The sequence below is a fragment of the Haloferax sp. Atlit-12N genome, from assembly GCF_003383095.1.
Taxonomy (GTDB): domain Archaea; phylum Halobacteriota; class Halobacteria; order Halobacteriales; family Haloferacaceae; genus Haloferax.
Genome location: NZ_PSYW01000003.1, coordinates 215,827 through 236,015 on the forward strand (window position 1 = coordinate 215,827; position 20,189 = coordinate 236,015).

Genomic DNA, 20,189 nt, shown 5'->3' on the forward strand with positions numbered 1-20,189 from the left:
ATCAATGACACCGACAATCGGACTGTACACAGCGACCGAAAACGAGTTGGGCGCGGTCCAGCGGGCCGCGCGCCGACTCGACGGAATCGACCTCGTCGTCCGCTCCGCGAGCGATTTGGACGACGTGACCGACGCGGACGCCTTCGTCGACGAGCTAGAGTCGGCGACGGCGGCCGTCTTCTGGCTCCACGGGGCCGAAGACAGCATGCCCGGCTACGACCACGCCGTCGAACGACTCGAAGCGGCGGGCGTGCCGCTCGTCGTCAAGGCCACCGGCGACGCCTTCGCGCGCCGGGACACGACTGTCGCCGACGCGGACCGCGAGCGCGTCTGCGAGTATCTCGACCGCGGCGGCGCGGTGAACGTCGAGAACCTCTGTCGGTTCCTCGCCGCCGAGTACGCCGGCGTCGAGACGGCGGTGGACGACCCGGTCGAACTCCCGACAGAGGGCGTCTACCACCCGGACTACCCCGGCGTCGAGTACGACGAACTGCTCGATACGCACGACCCCGACAAGCCGACCATCGGCGTCTGGTTCTACGAGTCTCACTGGACGCACGCGAACACCCGGTACGTGGACGCGCTCGTGGAGCGACTGGAATCGCTCGGCGCGAACGTCCTCCCGGCGTTCTGCAACCCCGCGACCGACGAGGAGGGACAGGAGAACGCCGAGTGGGTCGCCCGCAACTGGTTTTCGGACGACGACGGCCCCGTCGTCGACGCCGTCGTCAGCTCCTTCATGTTCTCGCTGTCGATGAGCGAGCGCGGCCGCGACGCCGACGACGAAGGCGCGGCCGCCGAGGACGTGTTCCTCAGCGAACTCGGCGTCCCCGTGTTGCAGGCTATTACAACCATGCGCTCTCGAAGCCGGTACGAATCGAGCGACACGGGCGTGATGGGCTTCGAACTCGCGCTGTCGGTCGCGCTCCCCGAGTTCGACGGCAACGTCATCACCCACCCGATAAGCGGGAAAGAGCGGATGGAAGACGAGGCGGGGGTCGGGAGCGCGCCGAAACAGCACTTCCCCATCGATGACCGCGTCGACCACGTCGCCCGACTCGCGGTCAACTGGGCGCGGCTTCGCCACCTGCCGAACGACGAAAAGAACGTCGCGGTCGTCCTCCACAACTACCCGCCGAGCGACGACGGCATCGGGACGGCCTTCGGGATGGACAGCCCAGAGAGTACGGTCAACCTCCTCTCCGAACTCCGGAGTCGGGGCTACGCCGTCGGCGACCTCCCCGCGGACGGACAGGCGCTCATCGACGACCTCACCTCGCAGTTGACGCTGGACGACCGCTGGGTCGCCCCCGAGGACGTGCGGGACCTGAGCGTCGACGTGGTGTCTCCGGGTCAGTACGCCGACTGGTTCGCCGACGCCGACGACCGCTTCCGTGACAACATCGTCGAGGAGTGGGGCGACCCGCCCGAGCGACCGTTTGCGATTCCGGGCGTCGAGTTCGAGAACGTCCTCGTAACCGTCCAGCCCCCGCGCGGGTTCGGGATGGACCCCTCGAAAGTGTACCACGATTCGGACCTCCAACCCCCGCACGACTACGTGGCGTTCTACGCGTGGCTCCGCGAGGCGTTCGAGGCCGACGCCGTGGTCCACCTCGGCACCCACGGAAGCCTCGAATGGCTCCCCGGCAAGACCGTCGGGCTAAACGGCGAGAGCGCGCCGGACCAACTGATCTCCGACCTCCCGAACGTCTACCCGTACATCATCAACAACCCCGGCGAGGGGACACAGGCAAAGCGCCGGTCGTACGCGGCCATCGTGGACTACCTCACGCCGGTCATGCGCACGGCGGGGACGTACGACGACCTCGCGGACCTCGAAGAACTCGCCCGCGAGTACCGCGAGGCGGGCATGGACGAGGCCCGTCCCGAACGCGGCGACCAGCTCCGCGAACTCCTCGTTGACGCAATCGACGACCTCGACCTCGCGGTCGAACTCGGGTTCGAAGACACAGACGCCATCGGCGACGCAATCGGTAGCGCAGATGCCGATGACGGCACCGAAGCCGTCGACTTCGACGAACTCGTCGAACGCGTCCACGAGTACCTGACCGACGTGAAGACGACGCAGATTCGGATGGGCCTCCACACGATGGGCGAACCGCCCGAGCGCGACCGACTCGTGGAGTACCTCGTCGCGCTCACCCGCCTCCCGAACGCCGACACGCCGAGCCTCCGCGAGAGCGTCGCGGGGGTCATGGGCGTCGACTACGACCGGATGCGAGACGAGCCGGGGACGTACGACGACGAACTCGGGATGTACCTCTCGGAGGCCGCAGACCGCGTCTACGACCAGTGCGTCGAACTGGTGTCGGCCCTCGCCGAGCGCGACTTCGACGTGCCCGAGTCGGAAGTCGACGCCGGCCCCGACGACGAAGTGAACATGAACCTGCTCGTCGTCGATATCGACCAACTCGGCGATGCGCGGGCGAAACGCGGCGCGCACGACGACCTCCGCGAGGTGCTCGCGTTCATCTGCGACGAGGCGGCCCCGCGGGTCGCGGCCGCGGAAGCCGAGATTCCGCAGACCGCCGACGCTCTCAACGGCGAGTACGTCCGACCCGGCGGCTCCGGCGCGCCGACCCGCGGCGGGGTAGACCTGCTGCCGACCGGGCGGAACTTCTACACGCTCGACCCGCGGAAAGTCCCGGCCAAGCCGGCGTGGAGCGTCGGCGAGCGGGTCGCCGAGGGCGTCCTCGACCGCCACTACGACGACCACGGCGAGTACCCCGAGGAGTTCGGGGTCGTCGCGTGGGGGACGCCGACGGTCCGGACCCGCGGCGAGACCATCGCGCAGGTGCTCGCGTTCATGGGCGTCGAACCAGTGTGGACCGACGCGGGCCGCGTCGACGGCGTGGAGCCGATTCCACTGGAGGACCTCGACCGCCCGCGAATCGACGTGACGACCCGCGTCTCGGGGTTGTTCCGCGACGCGTTCCCGCAGGCCGCGAGCGTCGTCAACGACGCCGTCGACGCGGTGGTCGAACTCGACGAGCCCCACGAGCTGAACTACGTGAAAAAGCACGTCGAGGAGGACGCCGCCGAGTTCGAGGCCGACGGCGTGGACGCCGACGAGGCCGAGAAACTGGCCAAACACCGCGTGTTCACGACGACGCCCGGCGGCTACGGCGCGGGGACGAACAAGGCCGTCGACGAGGGCGAATGGGACGACCGAAGCGACCTCGCGGACGTGTTCGTCCAGTGGGGCGGCTACGCCCTCGGGAGTCGCGGCAAGGTGACCGAGGCCCGCGACGCCTTCGAGCGCCGCTTGAGCGGCGTCGAGGCGACCGTGAAAATCGAGGACACCGCCGAACAGGACGAGTTCGACTCCTCCGACTGGTACGCCTTCCACGGCGGGTTCGTCTCCGCAGTCGGCGAGATTTCGGGGAGCGACCCGGCCTCGTACGTCGGCGACTCCAGCGACCCCGACAACGTCAGCGTCTACACGAACGAGGAGAAGGTCCGCAAGGCGATGCGGGCGCGCGTCCTCAACCCCGACTGGCTCGACAGCATGGAGGAACACGGCTACAAGGGCGCGGGCGACCTCTCGACCACGGTCGACGTCGCGCTCGGCTGGGACGCGACGACGGGCGTCGTCAGCGACACGCTCTGGGAGAGCCTCGCCGACGCCTACGCCTTCGACGAGGACCGACAGGAGTGGCTGCGCGACGTGAACCCGTGGGCGCTCGAAAGCATCACCGCGACGTTCCTCGAAGCCATCGACCGCGACCTGTGGGACGCCGACGACGACGTGCGAGAGCGGTTGCAGGACATCAACCTCTCCGTCGAAGGCGACCTCGAAGCGAACACGACGAACGCGATGACGCAGACCCAATCCGATGACTGAACGAGACGCCTACGCCGACCTCGGCGCGACGACACAGGAAGCGATGGATATCGCGGAGACGAGCATGGACATCGTCCGGACGTTCGTCCCCGACGAGACGCTGAACGACCGACTGCGGCAGAAGTCAGTCCACTCGACCGGCGACATCGAGTTCCAGCACCTCATCCGGTGCCAGAACGACCCGGTCGTCGCGGGCGCGAGGGCCGTCCTCGACGAGCGACCCATCGTGACCGACATCACGATGGCGAAAGCCGGCATCACGGGCCGCGGCCACGACTGCCCGGTGCGGAAGGCAATCGGCAACGGAGCCGAACTCGCCGCCGAGACGGGCATGACCCGGACCGCGGCCGCGGTGCTCGAACTCGACAAGGAGGGCGTCTACGACGGCGCAATCGCGGTCGTCGGCAACGCGCCGACCGCCGCGTTGGCGCTCTGCGACTGCATCGAGAACGGCACCCGACCGGCGGCCGTCGTCGCGACGCCCGTCGGCTTCGTCAAGGCAGAAGAGAGCCGGAAACGCGTCCGCGACATCGCTGACGAGTACGGCGTTCCCGCGGTGACGAACGTCGGAAAGCGGGGTGGGAGCGGCCTCGCGGCCGCGCTCACGAACGAGTTGATTCACGTCGCGAGCGACGTTCGCAACGGCGACGTGGACCTCGCAAACCATGAGTGAGGACGACCCGTACGACCTCGATTCGGGGCCGGACCCGGCGACGTTCGCCGCGGCCGCGCCCGAACCGAGCATCGACGGAATCGACGGAATCGACGGAATCGACGGGGTCACTGGGGCCGCCGACGGTACCGAGGCCGCCGACGCACCGGTCTACGCGGTCGGCGTCGGCCCCGGCAACCCAGAGTACCTAACACCTCGCGGGCGGCGGGCGATTCGGGAGGCCGACGTAGTCGTCGGCTTCGAGACGGTCGTCGACTTCGTGGCCGACGAGACCGACGCCGACCTACTCACCTGCGGCTACGCCGACGAGGCCGACGCACTGTCCGAGTTCGGGCGGCGCGTCGCGGCCGGCGAGCGTGGGACGGCGGTCCTCATGGGCGACCCGAACCACTCGGGCTACCAGTTCCTCGGGAAGGTCCAGCGGGCCGTCGAGCGACCGGTGCGGGTGATTCCGGGCATCTCGTCGCTCCAAATAGCCGCGAGTCGCGCCCGGACGCCGATGGAGGACACGCGGTTCGTCACGCTCCACAAGAGCGGGTCGCTCGACGTCGACCTCGACCGACTGGCCGAGGCGGTCGGCGAGCGCCACCTGCTCGTCCTGCCGCGACCGTTCGACTGGATGCCGGGCGACATCGCCGAGTTCCTCCTCGACTCGGGTGCGGACGAGTCGCTGGACGCCCTCGTGCTCGAACGGCTGACCCACGACGACGAGCGAATCACCCGAACGACGCTCGGCGACCTGCGCGACTCGGCCGGCGGGAGCGGCCCCGAGTCGACGCCGTACTCGGACCTCTCGGTTCTCGCCGTCAGAGCGCCCGTCGAGGTGACCGACTGAGCCACCTCGCACGGCGGTAGTTAGGCTCGCCTAAATTTCGAAGACGTTTTAACCATTTAGGGAAGCCTAAAACGCATGGCAAACGACGGACACAGCGGTCGAGAATCGACGCGGCGTGAGTATCTGCAGTACGGCGGCGCGGTCGTCGCGGGCGGGCTGCTCGCGGGTTGTACCGGCGGCGGCGGGTCGGAGACGACGACAGAGTCCGAGACCGAGACGACCACGGCGACGGCGACCGAGACGGCGGCAGAGACGGAAACCGAGACGACGACCGAGGCGTCGGAGTCCTACTCGGTGTCGATAGAGCCGGTCGGCGAGGTCACGTTCGACTCGGTCCCGGAGACGTGGGTCGCGAACAACGGCAGTTGGGCCGACATGGGCATCGCGCTCGGCCTCGACGCGCCGATGGGCGTCTGGCTCCCCGGCCGGTACCACACGCAGTACTACGACGAGATTCCTGACGTGAGCGTCGACAAGTCGTCTATCCGTCAGCTGTGGGGCGACAGCGGCGTCGGCAAAGAGCAGTTCTACGACATGAACGTGGACGTGCACGTCGCCGACCCGAACTTCCTCTTGAACCGCGGCCAGTGGAGCGAGGGCGATATCGAGGAGATCAGCACCCAAGTCGGTCCGTTCTTCGGCAACAGCATCTTCTCGCGCGGCTACGCGTGGCACGAGGACTACCGCTACTACAGCCTCTACGAGGCGTTCGAAAAGCTCGCGCAGGTGTTCCAGCGCGAGGACCGCTTCGAGGCGTTCGAGCAGGTCCACGAGGAGTTCCAGGCGAACCTCGCGCCGGTCGTGCCCGCACAGGGCGAGCGGCCCTCGGCCGCCGTCGTCTGGGGCGGCGGCGACGAGCCCGAGGAGTTCTACCCCTACATCATCGACGAGGGGACGAGCTTCAAGCACCTCAACGACCTGAAGGTCAACGACGCGCTCGCGACGACCGACGTAAAGGACTTCTACAGCAACCGCGGCGCGGTCGACTTCGAGACGCTCCTCGAGGTCGACCCCGAAGTGCTCCTCCTGCGCGGACAGGAAGCCAAAAACCGCGAGGAGTTCCAGAACACGGTCATCTCGTTCATGGAGAACCACGAAGTGGCGAGCGAACTCACCGCCGTCCAGAACGGCGACGTCTACCGCGCCGGCGCGCTCTACCAGGGCCCCATCACGAACCTCGTCGTGACGGACCGCCTCGCACAGACCCTGTACGACGCCGACGAGCGCCTGTTCGACGCCCAGCGCGTCAGCGACATCGTCAACGGCAACCTGTAGTCCGGTCCCGCTTCGCGGCCCCGCTTTTCCCGTTTCGCTCCACCGTCGAGCGGCGCGTTCCGCCAGAATTCTTATATATTTTTAGGCTAGCCTAAAACTATGGCAACCAGCCGAGATATCGGACGGACACCGGAGGCCGACGCGGCCCCGGACGACCGCGCCGCGTCAGCGACGTTGCACAGTTTTCTCAACTGCTACCTCCACGAAATCGGCGGTCACGAGGTCGTCGATGCGGCCGAGACACCGCTCGAAACCGACTGTAAACGAGGATTTCGACTCCCGCTTCCGGAGCAGGGTATCGAGGTGTTCGTGCCACTTTCGTACTATTCCGCGGGGGATAGACACCTGTTCGGCGGGGCCGGCGTCTCCGTCCTCCCGGACGACCGGGTCCTCGACCTCGACTACCTCCGGCTTGCGCGGTTGCTCCTCGAAGAACTGTCGCTCGCCCGCGACGCGCCGGGTTCGGTGGACGAACTGCTCCTCCGGGTCGTCGAGAGCTGTCGGAACACCGCCCGCGCGGTCGAGGCCCGCAGCGGCGACGAGGAGCGGCTGTACGGCTTCGAGACGACGTTCCGCGACGCGGAGCAGTCGCTCGTCTTCGGCCACCACCGGCACCCGACGCCCAAGAGCAGACAAGGCATCGCGCCGCACGACGAACCGCGGTTCGCCCCGGAGCTACGCGGGTCGTTCCGGCTCCACTACTTCCGGGTCGCGGCCGACCTGCTCGACCACGACTCGACGCTCGACCGGAGCGCCCCGTCGTGGATAGCCGACGCGCTTCGCGCGGACGAGTCGGTCCCCGAATCGTTCGTCGCCGAACACGTCGATGACGACTCCGACGACGGACTCGTCCCGGTCCACCCGTGGCAGGCCGACTACCTCCTCGAACAGCCGGCGGTTCGAGCGCACCTCGGCGACGGCATCGAATCGCTCGGCGAGGTCGGCCGGGAGTTCTACCCGACCTCTTCGGTTCGGACGCTGTACGCCCCCGACGCGCCATTCATGGTCAAGGGGTCGCTGAACGTCAAAATCACCAACTCTGCGAGGGTCAACAAGCGCCACGAACTGGTCCGCGGCGTCGCCGTCAGCGAGCTGCTCGACGCCGGCTTCCGCGACGTTATCGACGCCGAGTTCCCCGAGTTCGGTCTCATCGACGACCCGGCCTACGTCACCGTCGACCTCGGCGACGGCGAGTCCGGCTTCGAGGCCGTCCTCCGCGAGAACCCCTTCCGCGGCGACGCGGCGACGAACGCGACGCCCGTGGTCGCGCTCTGTCAGAACCCCATCGGCGATGGTCGCTCCCGACTCGGGACTATCGTCGAAATGCTCGCGGAGCGCGAGGGGCAGTCGCCGGGCGCGGTCGCCGAGTCGTGGTTTCGGCGGTACCTTTCGGTCGGGCTTCGACCGGTGCTGTGGCTCTACCTCCGGTACGGCTTCGGCGTCGAGGCCCACCAGCAGAATAGCGTCGTCCTGCTGGAAGACGGCTATCCGGCCGCGTTCCGCTACCGCGACAATCAGGGCTACTACTTCCCCGAATCACGGTACGACCGGCTCGACGAGTTCCTCCCCGGCGTGGGCGAGCGCACGGACACCGTCTGCGGCGACGGCATCGCGGACCAGCGCATGATATACTGGACGATTCTCAACAACGCGCTCGGCGTCGTCAGCGCGCTCGGCCGGAGCGGACTGGTCGACGAGCGGCGACTGCTCGCGGCGCTCCGCGAGGAACTCGAATCGCTCCGCGAGGTCGATGCGCCGGGGTCGTCGCTCCTCGACCGACTGCTCACCGAGCCGACGCTGACGCGCCAGTCGAACCTCCTGACACGGTTCCACGACATCGACGAACTGGACGACTCCCTCGACGACGCGCCGCTCTTCGTCGAGGTCGACAACCCGCTGGTGACGACGTTCGACGGGGAGCAGTGAGCTAACGCGGCGGCGACGCGAGCGGCCGACGCGAAGCCCGAGATTCGACTCGGCTCGTCGCGACCGGCGCGTAGGCGGGCGTTCGGGCAGAGAAAACCGCCGAAAGCGGCGGAAGGCGGTCGTCGCGGACGCTCCGTGGCGACCGAGTAGCGGCCGCGCTGTCGTTCTATTATTCATTCAAACTGTGCCTGCAGTAAACTTTTTGTATTTTTAGGCTAGCCTAAAACTGTATGCTCGACAGCGACAGACCGACGACGAATCGGCGGAGGACAGCGCGATGACCGACCCGACGGCCGGCAACGAGGCGCTGCTCGAACAGCAGGCCGCCCGCGAGTCGAGCGCGCGGACCTATCCCCGACACCTCCCGCACGCGATACGGGAGGCCTCGGGCGTCACCGTCACCGACATGGACGGCGAGGAGTACTACGACTGCCTCGCGGGGGCCGGCACGCTCGCGCTCGGACACAACCACCCGAAGGTGGTCGAGGCGATGGAACGCGTCCTCGCCGAGGACCGCCCGCTTCACACCCTCGACATCACGACGCCCGTCAAGGAGCGGTTCGTCGACACGCTGTTCGACAGCCTCCCCGACGAGTTCGCCGACAACGCGCGGGTGCAGTTCTGTAGCCCGGCCGGGACCGACGCCGTCGAGGCCGCGCTCAAGCTCGTCAAGACCGCGACGGGCAACCGGAGCGTCCTCGGGTTTCAGGGCGGCTACCACGGCATGACTAACGGCGCGCTGAGCCTGATGGGCGACACCGACCCGAAGGCGGACGTGCCGGGACTGATGCCCGACGTACACCACCTGCCGTATCCGTACGAGTATCGGTGTCCGTTCGGCGTCGGCGGCGAGGAGTGCCACGAACTCGCCGCCCGGTACGTCGAGCGAACTCTCGACGACCCCGAAAGCGGCATCACGGACCCCGCCGGGATGGTGGTCGAACTCGTGCAGGGCGAGGGCGGGGCGATTCCCGCGCCCGACGACTGGACCCGAGAGATGCGGCGGGTGACCCGCGAGCGCGACATCCCGCTGGTCGTAGACGAGATTCAGACCGGGCTCGGCCGAACCGGCGAGCTGTACGCCTTCGAGCACGCCGATATCGTCCCCGACGCGGTCACGCTCTCGAAGGCCATCGGCGGGTCGCTCCCGCTTTCGGTCGTCGTCTACGACGAGTCGCTCGACGTCTGGGAGCCGGGCGCGCACGCCGGGACCTTCCGCGGGAACCAACTCGCGATGGCCGCCGGCATCGCCACCATCGAACACGTGCTCGAACACGACCTCGACGACCACGCCGCGCGCATGGGCGACCGACTCCGCGGCCACCTCGACGCGACGAAGCGCGCTCACGACGCCGTCGGCGACGTGCGCGGCCGGGGGCTGATGCTCGGCGTCGAACTCGTCGACCCCACGGACGAGCCCGACGCCTGCGGGCGCTTCCCGGCGCATCCGGACCTCGCCGACGCCGTCCGCACGGCGTGTTTCGACCGCGGACTCATCGTCGAACTCGGCGGCCGCCACGGGAGCGTCGTGCGGTTCCTCCCGCCGCTCGTCGTCACCCCGAGCGACGTGGACGCCATCGGGAGCATCTTCGCGGACGCCGTGGAGGCCGCAATCGAGGCGGTCGACGCCGACGGCCGCCGGGAGGTCGCCGCATGAACGGCGTCGGCGATGTCGACGGCGTCGACGAGCACCGCGACCCGCGACCGGACGCCGCGAAGTGGTTCCTGAGCGGCGACGACGACGACCGGGCGCGCTATCGGGACGCGATTCGGCGGGCGTGCGACCTCGTTCTCGACGAGTTCGCCGATGAGGCGACGCCGTACTCGGGGGCGACACCCGAGGAACTCGACGACGTACTCGCCCGATTCGAGATGTTACCCCACGAAGGCGACGGCGTGGCTGCAGCACTCGACCGCACCGAGCCGATTCTGCGAAACTCGGTCGGTGTCTCCGACCCAACCTGTGTCGCGCACCTCCAGTGTCCGCCGACGATTCCCGCGCTCGCGGCCGAGGTGCTCCTGACGGCGACGAACCAGTCGATGGACTCGTGGGACCAGAGCCCCGCCGCGACGCAACTCGAACGGCAGTTCGTCGACGAGTTGTGCGACCTGTTCGGCTACGAGGACGGCGACGGCGTGTTCACCAGCGGCGGCACCCAGTCGAACTTCGTCGGCCTGCTCATCGCGCGCAACAGGGTCGTCCTGGAGGAGTACGGCGTCGACGTACAACAGGCCGGCCTCCCACCGGAGGCGAGAGACCTGCGCATCCTCTGTTCGGCCGACGCCCACTTCACCGCCAAGCAGGCCGCCTCGCACCTCGGTCTTGGCGAGAACGCTGTCGTCACCGTCCCGACAGACGACGACCGCTGCCTGTCGATGGAAGCGTTCGACGAGGCGGTTGCTGACCTCCGCGAGCGCGGAAAGCGCCCGTTCGCAATCGTCGCGACCGCCGGGACGACGGACTTCGGGAGCATCGACCCGTTAGGCCCGCTGGCCGACCGCGCGGCCGAACTCGACTGCTGGTACCACGTCGACGCCGCGTGGGGCGGGGCGCTGGCCTTGAGCGACGACCACGCCGACAAACTCGCCGGCATCGAGGCCGCGGACTCCGTCGCGGTCGACTTCCACAAACTGTTCTACCAGCCGATTAGCTGCGGCGCGGTCCTCGTCCGCGACGCGTCGGCGTACGACCTCATCGACCGCAACGCGGCCTACCTGAACCCGGAGCGCGACGACGACGCGGGCGTGCCGAACCTCGTCTCGAAATCGGTCCAGACGACCCGGCGGTTCGACGCGCTCAAGCCCTTCGTCACGATGCAGGCGCTCGGCCGCGAGGGACTGGCGTCGATGGTCGAGTACACCATCGACCTCGCCGACGACGCCGCGAGACTCGTCGAGGCCGACCCCGACCTCCGACTCGTCCACGACTCCGACCTGAACGTCGTCGTCTTCCGGTACGTCCCCGACTGTGACCGGGACGACGACACGGCGGACGAACGGCGCGTCGCCGACCTGAACGAGGCCATCCGCGACTCCCTCCTCGACGACGGCGAGGCCGTGGTGGCCCGGACCACCGTCGACGGCGAGACGTGCCTGAAGCTGACGCTCCTGAACCCCCGAACGACGCGCGAGGCCCTCCGAGAGCTCCTGCGCGAGATTTCGACCCGCGGAACCGAACTCGAAACGACGACCGACGACCGATACGCATGAATCCGAACGACACAGCCGAGTCAGCGACGATACACAGCTTCCTGAACTGCTACCTCCGGGAGACCGGCGACTACACCGTCGTCCCCGCCGGAGACGCACCGGTCGAGACGGACGCCGACGAAGTCGTCCACGCGCCGCTGTTCCATCAGGGCGTGGACCTCTACGTCCCGCTTTCGTACCGGTCGCCGACGGACCGCCACCTGTTCGACCTGCCCGGCGTCTACCGACTCCCCCGAGGCGAGACGCTCCCGCTCGAGTACACGATGCTCGTGACGCTCGTCACGACCGAACTCAGACTCGACCGCGACGACACCGGCGCGGCCGACGAACTCCTCCTGCGAGTCGTCAAGAGCTGCCAGAATATCGAGCGGTTCGTCGAGGCCCGCCGCGGCGACGAGGAGCGACTGTACGGCTTCGACACCACCTTCCGCGACGCGGAGCAGTCGCTCGTCTTCGGCCACCCGCTCCACCCGACGCCAAAGAGCAGGCAGGGCATCCCCGACCACGAATCGCGGACCTACGCGCCTGAACTCCGCGGGTCGTTCCCACTGGCGTACTTCAGCGCCGACTCGTCGCTCGTCTCGCAGGACTCCGCGCGCGACGACTCGGCGGCCGAGTGGGTCGCGTCGGCCCTCCGAGCGGACGAGTCGGTCCCCGAGTCATTCGTCGCCGAACACGTCGATAGCGACAGGGTGCTGATTCCCGTCCACCCGTGGCAGGCCGACTACCTCCGCTCGCAACCCGAGGTGCAGGCGCAGCTCGGCGACGGCCTCGAATACGTCGGTCAAGTCGGCCGAGAGTTCTTCCCGACCTCCTCGGTGCGGACGCTGTACTCGCCGGACGCGCCGTTCATGGTCAAGGGGTCGCTGAACGTCAAAATCACCAACTCCGAGCGGACGAACAAACTCCCCGAACTGGAGCGCGGCGTCGCCATCACCGAACTGCTGGACACGGAACTCGGTGACGAGCTCGAAGAGCGGTTCCCGGCGTTCGACGTCGTCCGCGACCCGGCGTACCTGACGGTCGACCTCGGCAGCGGCGAGTCCGGCTTCGAGACCGTCCTCCGCGAGAACCCCTTCCGCGGCAACGCGGCGACGAACGCGACGCCCGTGGTCGGCCTCTGTCAGGACCACCTCGGCGACGGGTCGTCGCGGCTGGCGACACTCGTCGAGGGAATCGCCGACCACGAGGGACGACCGACCGACGCGGTGGCGGAAGACTGGTTCCGCCAGTACCTCGAACTGTCGGTTCGACCGGTGCTGTGGCTCTATCTCGAACGCGGGCTGGGCGTCGAAGCCCACCAGCAAAACAGCGTCCTGACGCTCGACGGCGGCTACCCCGAGACGTTCCGCTACCGCGACAATCAGGGCTACTACCTCCCCGAGTCGACGTACGACGAGGTGGACGCGCTCCTGCCCGGCATCGGCGAGCGCGCCGACACCGTCTGTCCGGACGCCGTCGCCGACGAACGCATCCGGTACTACGTCATCATCAACAACGCCCTCGGCCTCGTCAACGCCTTCGGCACGGCCGGGCTGGTCGACGAGCGACGCCTCTTGGGCGTCCTCCGCGAGGAGCTCGAATCGCTTCGCCGGTACGACCGACCGTCGTCGTCGCTCCTCGACGACCTCCTCACGAAAGAGACGATTCCCTGCAAGGCGAACCTGCTCACGCGGTTCCACGACATGGACGAACTGGAGGGCTCGCTGGCGAACCAGTCGGTGTACGCCGACATCGACAATCCGCTCGTCACGGAACTGGAGGTGCCGACGCCATGACCGGCTCGAACGCCGACGCGGCGACCGCGACCGCGGCCACGACGGCGCGAGCGGGCGCGGGCCGCGAGTACGCGTATCGGGTTCGAAACGAGCGCATCGACCGGACCGTGGCGTTCGCCGAGGTCGACCCGGCCCTCGATTTCGACCGCCTTCGCGCGTGGTTCGGCTCCGACCACGTCAAGCCGTACTGGCAACTCGACCTGCCGGAGGCGGCGTTTCGGGCGAAGCTCGACGCGAAACTCGACGACGACCATCTCACGCCCTACGTCGGCCTGCTGGACCACACGCCGATGAGCTACTGGGAGACCTACCGCGCGGCCGACGACGTGGTCGGCGAGCGCTACGGCGCGGAGCCGGAAGACCGCGGCGTCCACCTGCTCATCGGGCCGCCGGAGTACCTCGGACACGGCTACGCCGCGCCGCTCCTGCGGGCGATTACCGCGTTTCAGTTCCGCGCGACCGACGCCGAGCGGGTCGTCAGCGAACCGGACGTTCGCAACGAAATCGCCATCCGCGTCTTCGAGCGCTGCGGCTACGAACCGCAGGGGCGCATCGACCTCCCCGACAAGGAGGCGCTGTTGATGCACTGCGAGCGCGAGCGGTTCTTCGGCGTGGAGACGGAGGTGAGCCGATGAGCGAGACGCCCGTCCACGACGTGGTCGGCGTCGGTCTCGGGCCGTTCAACCTCGGGCTAGCCGCCATGCTCGACGGCGCGCCCGACGACGTGGACGCGGTGTTCCTCGAACAGGACGCCGAGTTCGCGTGGCACGAGGGGATGCTCATCGAGGGGACGACCCTCGAAGTCCCGTTCCTCGCGGACCTCGTGACGCTGGCCGACCCGACGAATCCCCACAGCTACCTCAACTACCTGCGGGAGACGGGGCGTATCTACGAGTTCTACTTCTACGAGACGTTCCAGATTCCCCGGCGGGAGTACAACGACTACCTGCGCTGGGTCAGTCGGCGACTCGACGCCTGCCGGTTCGAACGCCGGGTGACGAACATCGAGTGGGACGACGCCGGCTACTTCGAGGTGACCGCCCGCCACCCCGAAAGCGGCGAGGAGCACCGCTACCGGGCCGAGGACGTGGTGTTCGGCGTCGGGAGCCGACCGCACGTCCCCGAAAATCTGGGCGGGCACCCCGAGCGGGACGTGTTCCACACCGCGGCGTACCGGAGCCGAAAAGAGCGGTGTCTCGACGCCGACTCGATAACCGTCGTCGGGTCGGGCCAGAGCGCCGCGGAGGTGTTCTTGGACCTCTTGGAGGCGCAGGCCGACGCGGACTACCGACTCGACTGGCTCACGCGCTCGGAGGGCTTCTTCCCGATGGAGTACTCGAAGCTCGGACTCCAGCATTTCACGCCGGAGTACACGTCGTACTTCAACGACCTCCCGCAGGAGACCCGCGACGAGGTGTACCCCGAACAGGACCTGCTGTACAAGGGCATCGACGTGAACACCAGCGCCGAGATATACGACGCGCTCTACCGTCGCTCCATCGGCGACCGCGACCCCGACGTGGGGCTGTTCGCCATGACCTCGGTGGAGGGCATCGAGCGAGTGGCCGGCCCCGGCGGACCGCGCTACCGTCTCGACTGCGAGCAGTGGCAGTCCGAGACGCCGTTCGCCCACGAGAGCGAGGTCGTCGTCCTCGGGACGGGCTACCACCGGCCGACGCCGAGTTTCCTCTCGTCGCTCGAATCGCGAATCGAGTGGGACGACGAGGGTCGCTACCGCGTCACCGAGGACTACCGACTGCGCCTCGACGACGACGTGACGGGGCGCATCTTCGTCCAGAACGCCGAGCGCCACACCCACGGCGTCGGCGCGCCCGACCTCGGCCTCGGCTGTTATCGCAACGCGCACATCGTGAACCGACTCTGCAACCGACCGGTCTACCCCGAAGACGAGGACACCGTGTTTCAGGACTTCGCCGTCGAGCGGTTCCTCGAAACGACCGGCGGCGCGACCGCGGCGGCATCGACGGCGGAGGAAGACGAATGAACGGACCAGAACTGCGGACGAACGGACGGACGGGACGGATAGACGGACTGGAGACGCTCCGAACCGCGCTCGACGCGGACCGGTGGGCGGACGTGAGCCGCGACTTGCTCACGAAGCTGTTCGAGGAGTTCCTGTACGAGGAACTGCTCGACCCCGAAGCGCGCGGTTCCGACGGCGAGTGGACCCGGTACCGCCTCGACTACGACGGCGTTTCCTACCGGTTCGCGGCCCAATCGCGACCGTTCGACAGCTATCGTGTCGACCCCGACAGCATCGAGCGACGGGCAGACGGCGATAGTGGCGAAACGGTGAGCGGAGACGCCGGCGAGAAGCCGGGGAGAGGCGGAGACGCCGATGGCTGGCGGCCCGCGACCGACCCTGTCCAGTTCCTCCTCGACGCGCGGGAGTCGCTCGGCGTGGCCCCCGAGACGGCGAGTCACCTCGTTCGGGAGTACAACAACACGCTGGTCGCCGACGCCCACATCGACGCCCGAAAGGCCGACGCGGACCAGAGCCTGCTGGACATGCCGTACGCCGCGGTCGAAGGCGAGATGGAGGGCCACCCGTGGTTCACCATCAGCAAGGGCCGCATCGGCTTCGGCTACGACGACTACCGGGCGTACGCGCCCGAGCGCAAGACGCCGCAGTCGCTCGTCTGGGTCGCCGCGCACCGCGACCGGGCCGACTTCCGGAGCGTCGAGGGCCTGCGGTACGAGTCGCTGATGGCCCAGCAACTCGGCGAGGCCGCGGCGGAGTTCGACGCGACGCTCCGGGCCGGCGGCCACGACCCTGACGACTACTACTACCTCCCAGTCCACGAGTGGCAGTGGGAAAACACCGTCGCGCAGCTGTTCGCCAAGGACATCGCCGTCGGCGACATCGTCCCGCTCGGAACCGGCCCCGACAGCTACCTCCCGCAGCAGTCGGTACGGACGCTGACGAACCTCTCGGACCCCGAAAAGCCGCACGTCAAGGTCCCGATTCGCGTGCTGAACACCATCGTCTATCGGGGACTGCCCGGCGAGCAGGCGCGCGCCGCGCCGCGGGTCACGGAGTACGTGCAGTCGATTCGCGACGACGACCCGTTCCTCCGCGACGACTGCGAGTTGGTGCTGCCGGGCGAGATTGCGAGCCTCAACTACGACCATCCCGAGTTCTCGCAACTGGACGACGCGCCGTACCAGTACCACGAACTGCTCGGGGCGGTGTGGCGCGAGAGCGTCGAGGCCCTCGTCGACGACGACGAGCAGGTGCTCACGCTCTCGGCGCTCATGCACGAGGACGCGGATGGCACGCCCGTCGTCTCCAAGCTCGCCGAGCGGGCCGGCTGTTCTATCGACGAGTGGCTGGCCGACTGCTTCGACGTGCTGTTGCCGCCGCTGTTGCACTATCTCTACCGCTACGGGATGGTTTTCATGCCGCACGGGACGAACACGATGCTCGTCCTGCGGGACGGCCGACCGACCCGGCTGGCGGTGAAGGACTACGTGGACGAAATCGCGGTCAGCGAGACGCGCCTCCCGGAACTCGACAGGCTTCCCGACGACCTGTACGAACACGACGACATCGTCCACCAGAAGTCGCCGGAGGGGATGTGCCAGCACATCGTCGGCACGCTGTTCGTCTGCGTCCTGCGCTACGTCGCCGACCTGCTGGAGCGCCGCGAGGGCTACGACGAGATTCGCCTGTGGCGGCAGGTCCGCGCGAGCATCGAGCGGTACCACGAGCGGTTCCCGGAACTGGAAGACCGCTTCGAGCTGTTCGACCTGTTCAAACCGGAGTACGACAAGCTCTGTCTGAACCGGAACCGGCTTGTGGAGTACGGTTACGACGACGACCACGCGCCGCCGGCGGTGACGGCCCACGGAACCGTCTCGAACGCGCTTTTCGACCTCGAACCGGCGGCGCGAACAGGGGGAGAACGGAGCGACTGATGAGCGACGAACTGTTCGCGCGCGTCGATTCGAACCACAAGCCGGAGCCGTGGGGCGAGTACCGCGCCGCGGCGACGTTCACGTTCGACCTCGACGCCAACGAACTGTGGCGCGCGGCCGCCGCGCTCGACCCGGAGTTCGCCCGGTTGGACTACCGCGGTGACTACGGGCCGGAAGTCGGCGTGCCGCGGCTCGTCGAACTGTTCGACAAATACGACGTGAACTGCACGTTCTTCGTCCCCGGCAAGGTCGCAGAAGAGTGGCCCGAGGCGGTGAAACTCCTCCACGAACACGGCCACGAAATCGCCCACCACGGCTACACGCACGTCTCGCCCCGCGAGATGTCGGCCGAGCGCGAGGCGACCGAGTTCCGACGGACCGTCGAGGTGTTCGAAGACCTCACCGGCGAGCCCCCGGTCGGCTACCGGACGGTCGGCGGGATGCGCGACCAGACGCTCGACCTCGTCGAGGACGCCGGGATGCTGTACGACGCCTCGTGGCAGGACACGGATATGCCGTATCTCCGCGAGGACCACGACCTCGTGGAGATTCCTAACGACTACCTACTGGACGACTTCGTCTACTGGGGGTTCAACATGGGGCCGACGTTCGAGTTCCAGTCGGGAATCTCTCCGCACGGCCCGGTGTTCGACACGTGGGAGGCCGAGTTCGACGGCATCCGCGAGCGCGGTCGGCTGTTCGTGTTGACGATGCACCCGCAGATTGTGGGTCGGGCGAGCCGCGTCGACGCGCTCGAATCCCTGCTCCAGCAGATGCTCTCGACCGGCGACACGTGGGTGACGACCTGCGCGGAACTCGCGCGCTACTGGCGCGACCGATACGACTGATGGGCCGCGCGACGAAGCTCCGGAACTGCCTCGACGGCCTGTTCGTCGACCCGTCGGAACTCGACTTGACCGAGGGAGGTATCGCGAGGCCGCTTTGCTACCTCGCGGCACCCATCGTCGTTACGAACCTGCTCCAGACGGCGTACAACGTCGCGGACACACTCTGGCTGGGCCGGTACAGCACCGAGGCGCTCGCGGCCATCTCGTTCGCGTTCCCGCTGGTGTTCCTGTTCCTCTCGCTGGGGCTGGGCCTCTCTATCGCCGGGAGCGTCCTCGTCGCCCAACACACCGGCGCGGGCGAATCGCTCGACGCGGAGCGGGCCGCCGCGCAGACGCTCACGTACACGACCATCGCGGCCGTCGGCGTCGGCGCTGTCGCCTACGTCGCGGTCGACGACCTGCTCGCGTTCATGGGCGCGTCACCCGCAGTCCTCCCGCTGGCGACCGCCTACATGCGCATCGTCTCGCTGGGGATGGTGTTCGTGTTCGCGTTCTACGCGTTCATCTCGCTCATGCGGGGCCGCGGCGACACCGTCACACCCATGCTCGTCATGGTGGGGTCGGTCGCGCTCAACGTCGTCCTCGACCCAGTGCTCGTCTTCGGGTGGTGGGGCGCGCCCGAACTCGGCATCCGCGGGGCGGCGATAGCGACGGTGTGCTGTCGCGGACTGGCCGCCGTCGTGGGTGTGGGCATCCTCCTCGACGGACGGCGCGGGCTCCAACTCCGACCGAGGCAGTTCGTCCCGAGCGCCGCGGCCGCGAGGCGGCTGTTCCGACTCGGCCTGCCGACCGCCCTCGAAGAGACCGGACGGGCGGTCTCAATCAACCTCCTCTTGGCCGTCGTCGGGCTGTTTTCGACCGGCGTCGTCGCCGGCTACGGGGTCGGGACGCGCGTCTTCTCGGTCGTCGTCCTCCCGACGGTCGCGTTCGCGAGCGCGGTTGAAACGATGACGGGACAGAACCTCGGCGCGGGAGCGACCGACCGCGCGACGGCGACCAACCGCTTCGCTGCGGTGTTCCTGTTCGGCGTCATGAGCGCCTGCGGCGTCGTCGTCTGGATCGCCGCCCGTCCGCTCGTCGGCCTGTTCGCAACCGACGCGACCGTCGTCGACGCCGGCGTTTCCTTCCTCCGAACGATTGCCCCCTCGTTCGGATTCGTCGGACTGATGCGGGTGTTCACCGGTGGGCTTCGCGGGGCGGGGCGGACGACAGCGGCGTCGCTCATCGTCATCCTCGCCCTCGGCGTCGTGCGGATTCCGGCCGCGCTGTGGGGGGCGAGCGCCCTCGGCCCCGGCGGCATCTGGATCGCGTTCGCCGCCTCGAACATCGTCGGCGGCGGCGTCGCGTCGCTGTGGTTCTACCGGACCTCCCGGTGGCGCTCACTCGCTCGAAGCGGTGTGGGGGGGGCCGTGGCCGGCGACGACTGACGCCCGCAGGGCGGCCGAGGACTCACCGACGAAGTTACAGATTAAGTATATTTTGGCCCGATATAGTTGACACGTTTTCGCAGTAGGGATAGACGAGGCTATTGGAAGATTCACTTGTGTCCCAGACATCCAGTGAGACACGTTTTCAGCGACATGAGCAATTATTCAGAGGTGAGTGAAACGGAAGCGGGCTATCGAGATACGTAGGCGATTTTATAGCAACTATGAAAATAAGCATACATGAATTCGGTCGATAATCAGGGAGAGCGTCGGTGCGTAGTCGAGACGGTCACCCGGGCGCGCCGAGAAGACGACCGCCGGGCAAGCTCTACACCCATGCCAAGAACTATCATGCCCCGGCACGAGGTTACGCGTGGTCGGCGCGAGCGGCCCGACCGTGTGACGTGTCAGTC

General features: G+C 67.9%; 13 protein-coding genes. All 13 read left to right on the plus strand.

Features of this window, described 5'->3' with window-relative positions; translation table 11 throughout:
* Positions 1 to 4 precede the first annotated feature (4 nt).
* Complete coding sequence (cobN, locus tag C5B90_RS15355; protein ID WP_115882851.1) at positions 5 to 3,865, plus strand: cobaltochelatase subunit CobN; 3,861 nt, start codon at positions 5 to 7, stop codon at positions 3,863 to 3,865.
* Complete coding sequence (locus C5B90_RS15360) at positions 3,858 to 4,538, plus strand: precorrin-8X methylmutase (RefSeq protein ID WP_115882852.1); 681 nt, start codon at positions 3,858 to 3,860, stop codon at positions 4,536 to 4,538. Before cobN ends, C5B90_RS15360 begins: the two co-directional genes overlap by 8 nt.
* On the plus strand, positions 4,531 to 5,373 hold the full coding sequence (locus tag C5B90_RS15365; RefSeq protein ID WP_115882853.1) for a cobalt-precorrin-7 (C(5))-methyltransferase: 843 nt from the start codon (positions 4,531 to 4,533) through the stop codon (positions 5,371 to 5,373). The genes C5B90_RS15360 and C5B90_RS15365 overlap by 8 nt, the downstream gene beginning before the upstream one ends.
* 75 nt (positions 5,374 to 5,448) lie before the next feature.
* Positions 5,449 to 6,648: an ABC transporter substrate-binding protein gene (locus C5B90_RS15370; protein WP_115882854.1), complete on the plus strand. Its 1,200-nt coding sequence runs from the start codon at positions 5,449 to 5,451 to the stop codon at positions 6,646 to 6,648.
* 99 nt (positions 6,649 to 6,747) lie between these two features.
* Positions 6,748 to 8,574, plus strand: coding sequence for an IucA/IucC family siderophore biosynthesis protein (locus C5B90_RS15375; RefSeq protein ID WP_115882855.1), 1,827 nt, complete (start codon positions 6,748 to 6,750; stop codon positions 8,572 to 8,574).
* 226 nt (positions 8,575 to 8,800) lie between these two features.
* Positions 8,801 to 10,231, plus strand: a complete 1,431-nt coding sequence (locus C5B90_RS15380; protein WP_255566834.1) for a diaminobutyrate--2-oxoglutarate transaminase — start codon at positions 8,801 to 8,803, stop codon at positions 10,229 to 10,231.
* Positions 10,228 to 11,784 (plus strand): aspartate aminotransferase family protein, encoded by a 1,557-nt coding sequence (locus C5B90_RS15385; RefSeq protein ID WP_115882857.1) that lies wholly within the window; start codon positions 10,228 to 10,230, stop codon positions 11,782 to 11,784. Before C5B90_RS15380 ends, C5B90_RS15385 begins: the two co-directional genes overlap by 4 nt.
* Entirely contained in the window at positions 11,781 to 13,562 is a 1,782-nt protein-coding gene (locus C5B90_RS15390; RefSeq protein WP_115882858.1) for an IucA/IucC family siderophore biosynthesis protein, read from the plus strand. Before C5B90_RS15385 ends, C5B90_RS15390 begins: the two co-directional genes overlap by 4 nt.
* The gene (locus C5B90_RS15395) at positions 13,559 to 14,197 is read left to right on the plus strand and encodes a GNAT family N-acetyltransferase (protein WP_115882859.1); all 639 of its coding nucleotides are present in this window, start codon (positions 13,559 to 13,561) and stop codon (positions 14,195 to 14,197) included. Before C5B90_RS15390 ends, C5B90_RS15395 begins: the two co-directional genes overlap by 4 nt.
* A complete protein-coding gene (locus C5B90_RS15400) occupies positions 14,194 to 15,567 on the plus strand; it encodes a lysine N(6)-hydroxylase/L-ornithine N(5)-oxygenase family protein (protein WP_115882860.1) in 1,374 nt (457 codons plus the stop codon). Before C5B90_RS15395 ends, C5B90_RS15400 begins: the two co-directional genes overlap by 4 nt.
* Positions 15,564 to 17,501: an IucA/IucC family siderophore biosynthesis protein gene (locus tag C5B90_RS15405; protein ID WP_115882861.1), complete on the plus strand. Its 1,938-nt coding sequence runs from the start codon at positions 15,564 to 15,566 to the stop codon at positions 17,499 to 17,501. Before C5B90_RS15400 ends, C5B90_RS15405 begins: the two co-directional genes overlap by 4 nt.
* Positions 17,501 to 18,349 (plus strand): polysaccharide deacetylase, encoded by an 849-nt coding sequence (locus tag C5B90_RS15410; protein WP_115882862.1) that lies wholly within the window; start codon positions 17,501 to 17,503, stop codon positions 18,347 to 18,349. The genes C5B90_RS15405 and C5B90_RS15410 overlap by 1 nt, the downstream gene beginning before the upstream one ends.
* Positions 18,349 to 19,776 carry an MATE family efflux transporter gene (locus tag C5B90_RS15415; protein WP_115882863.1) on the plus strand — a complete coding sequence of 476 codons (1,428 nt, stop codon included), beginning with the start codon at positions 18,349 to 18,351 and terminating at the stop codon, positions 19,774 to 19,776. Before C5B90_RS15410 ends, C5B90_RS15415 begins: the two co-directional genes overlap by 1 nt.
* Positions 19,777 to 20,189 lie beyond the last annotated feature (413 nt).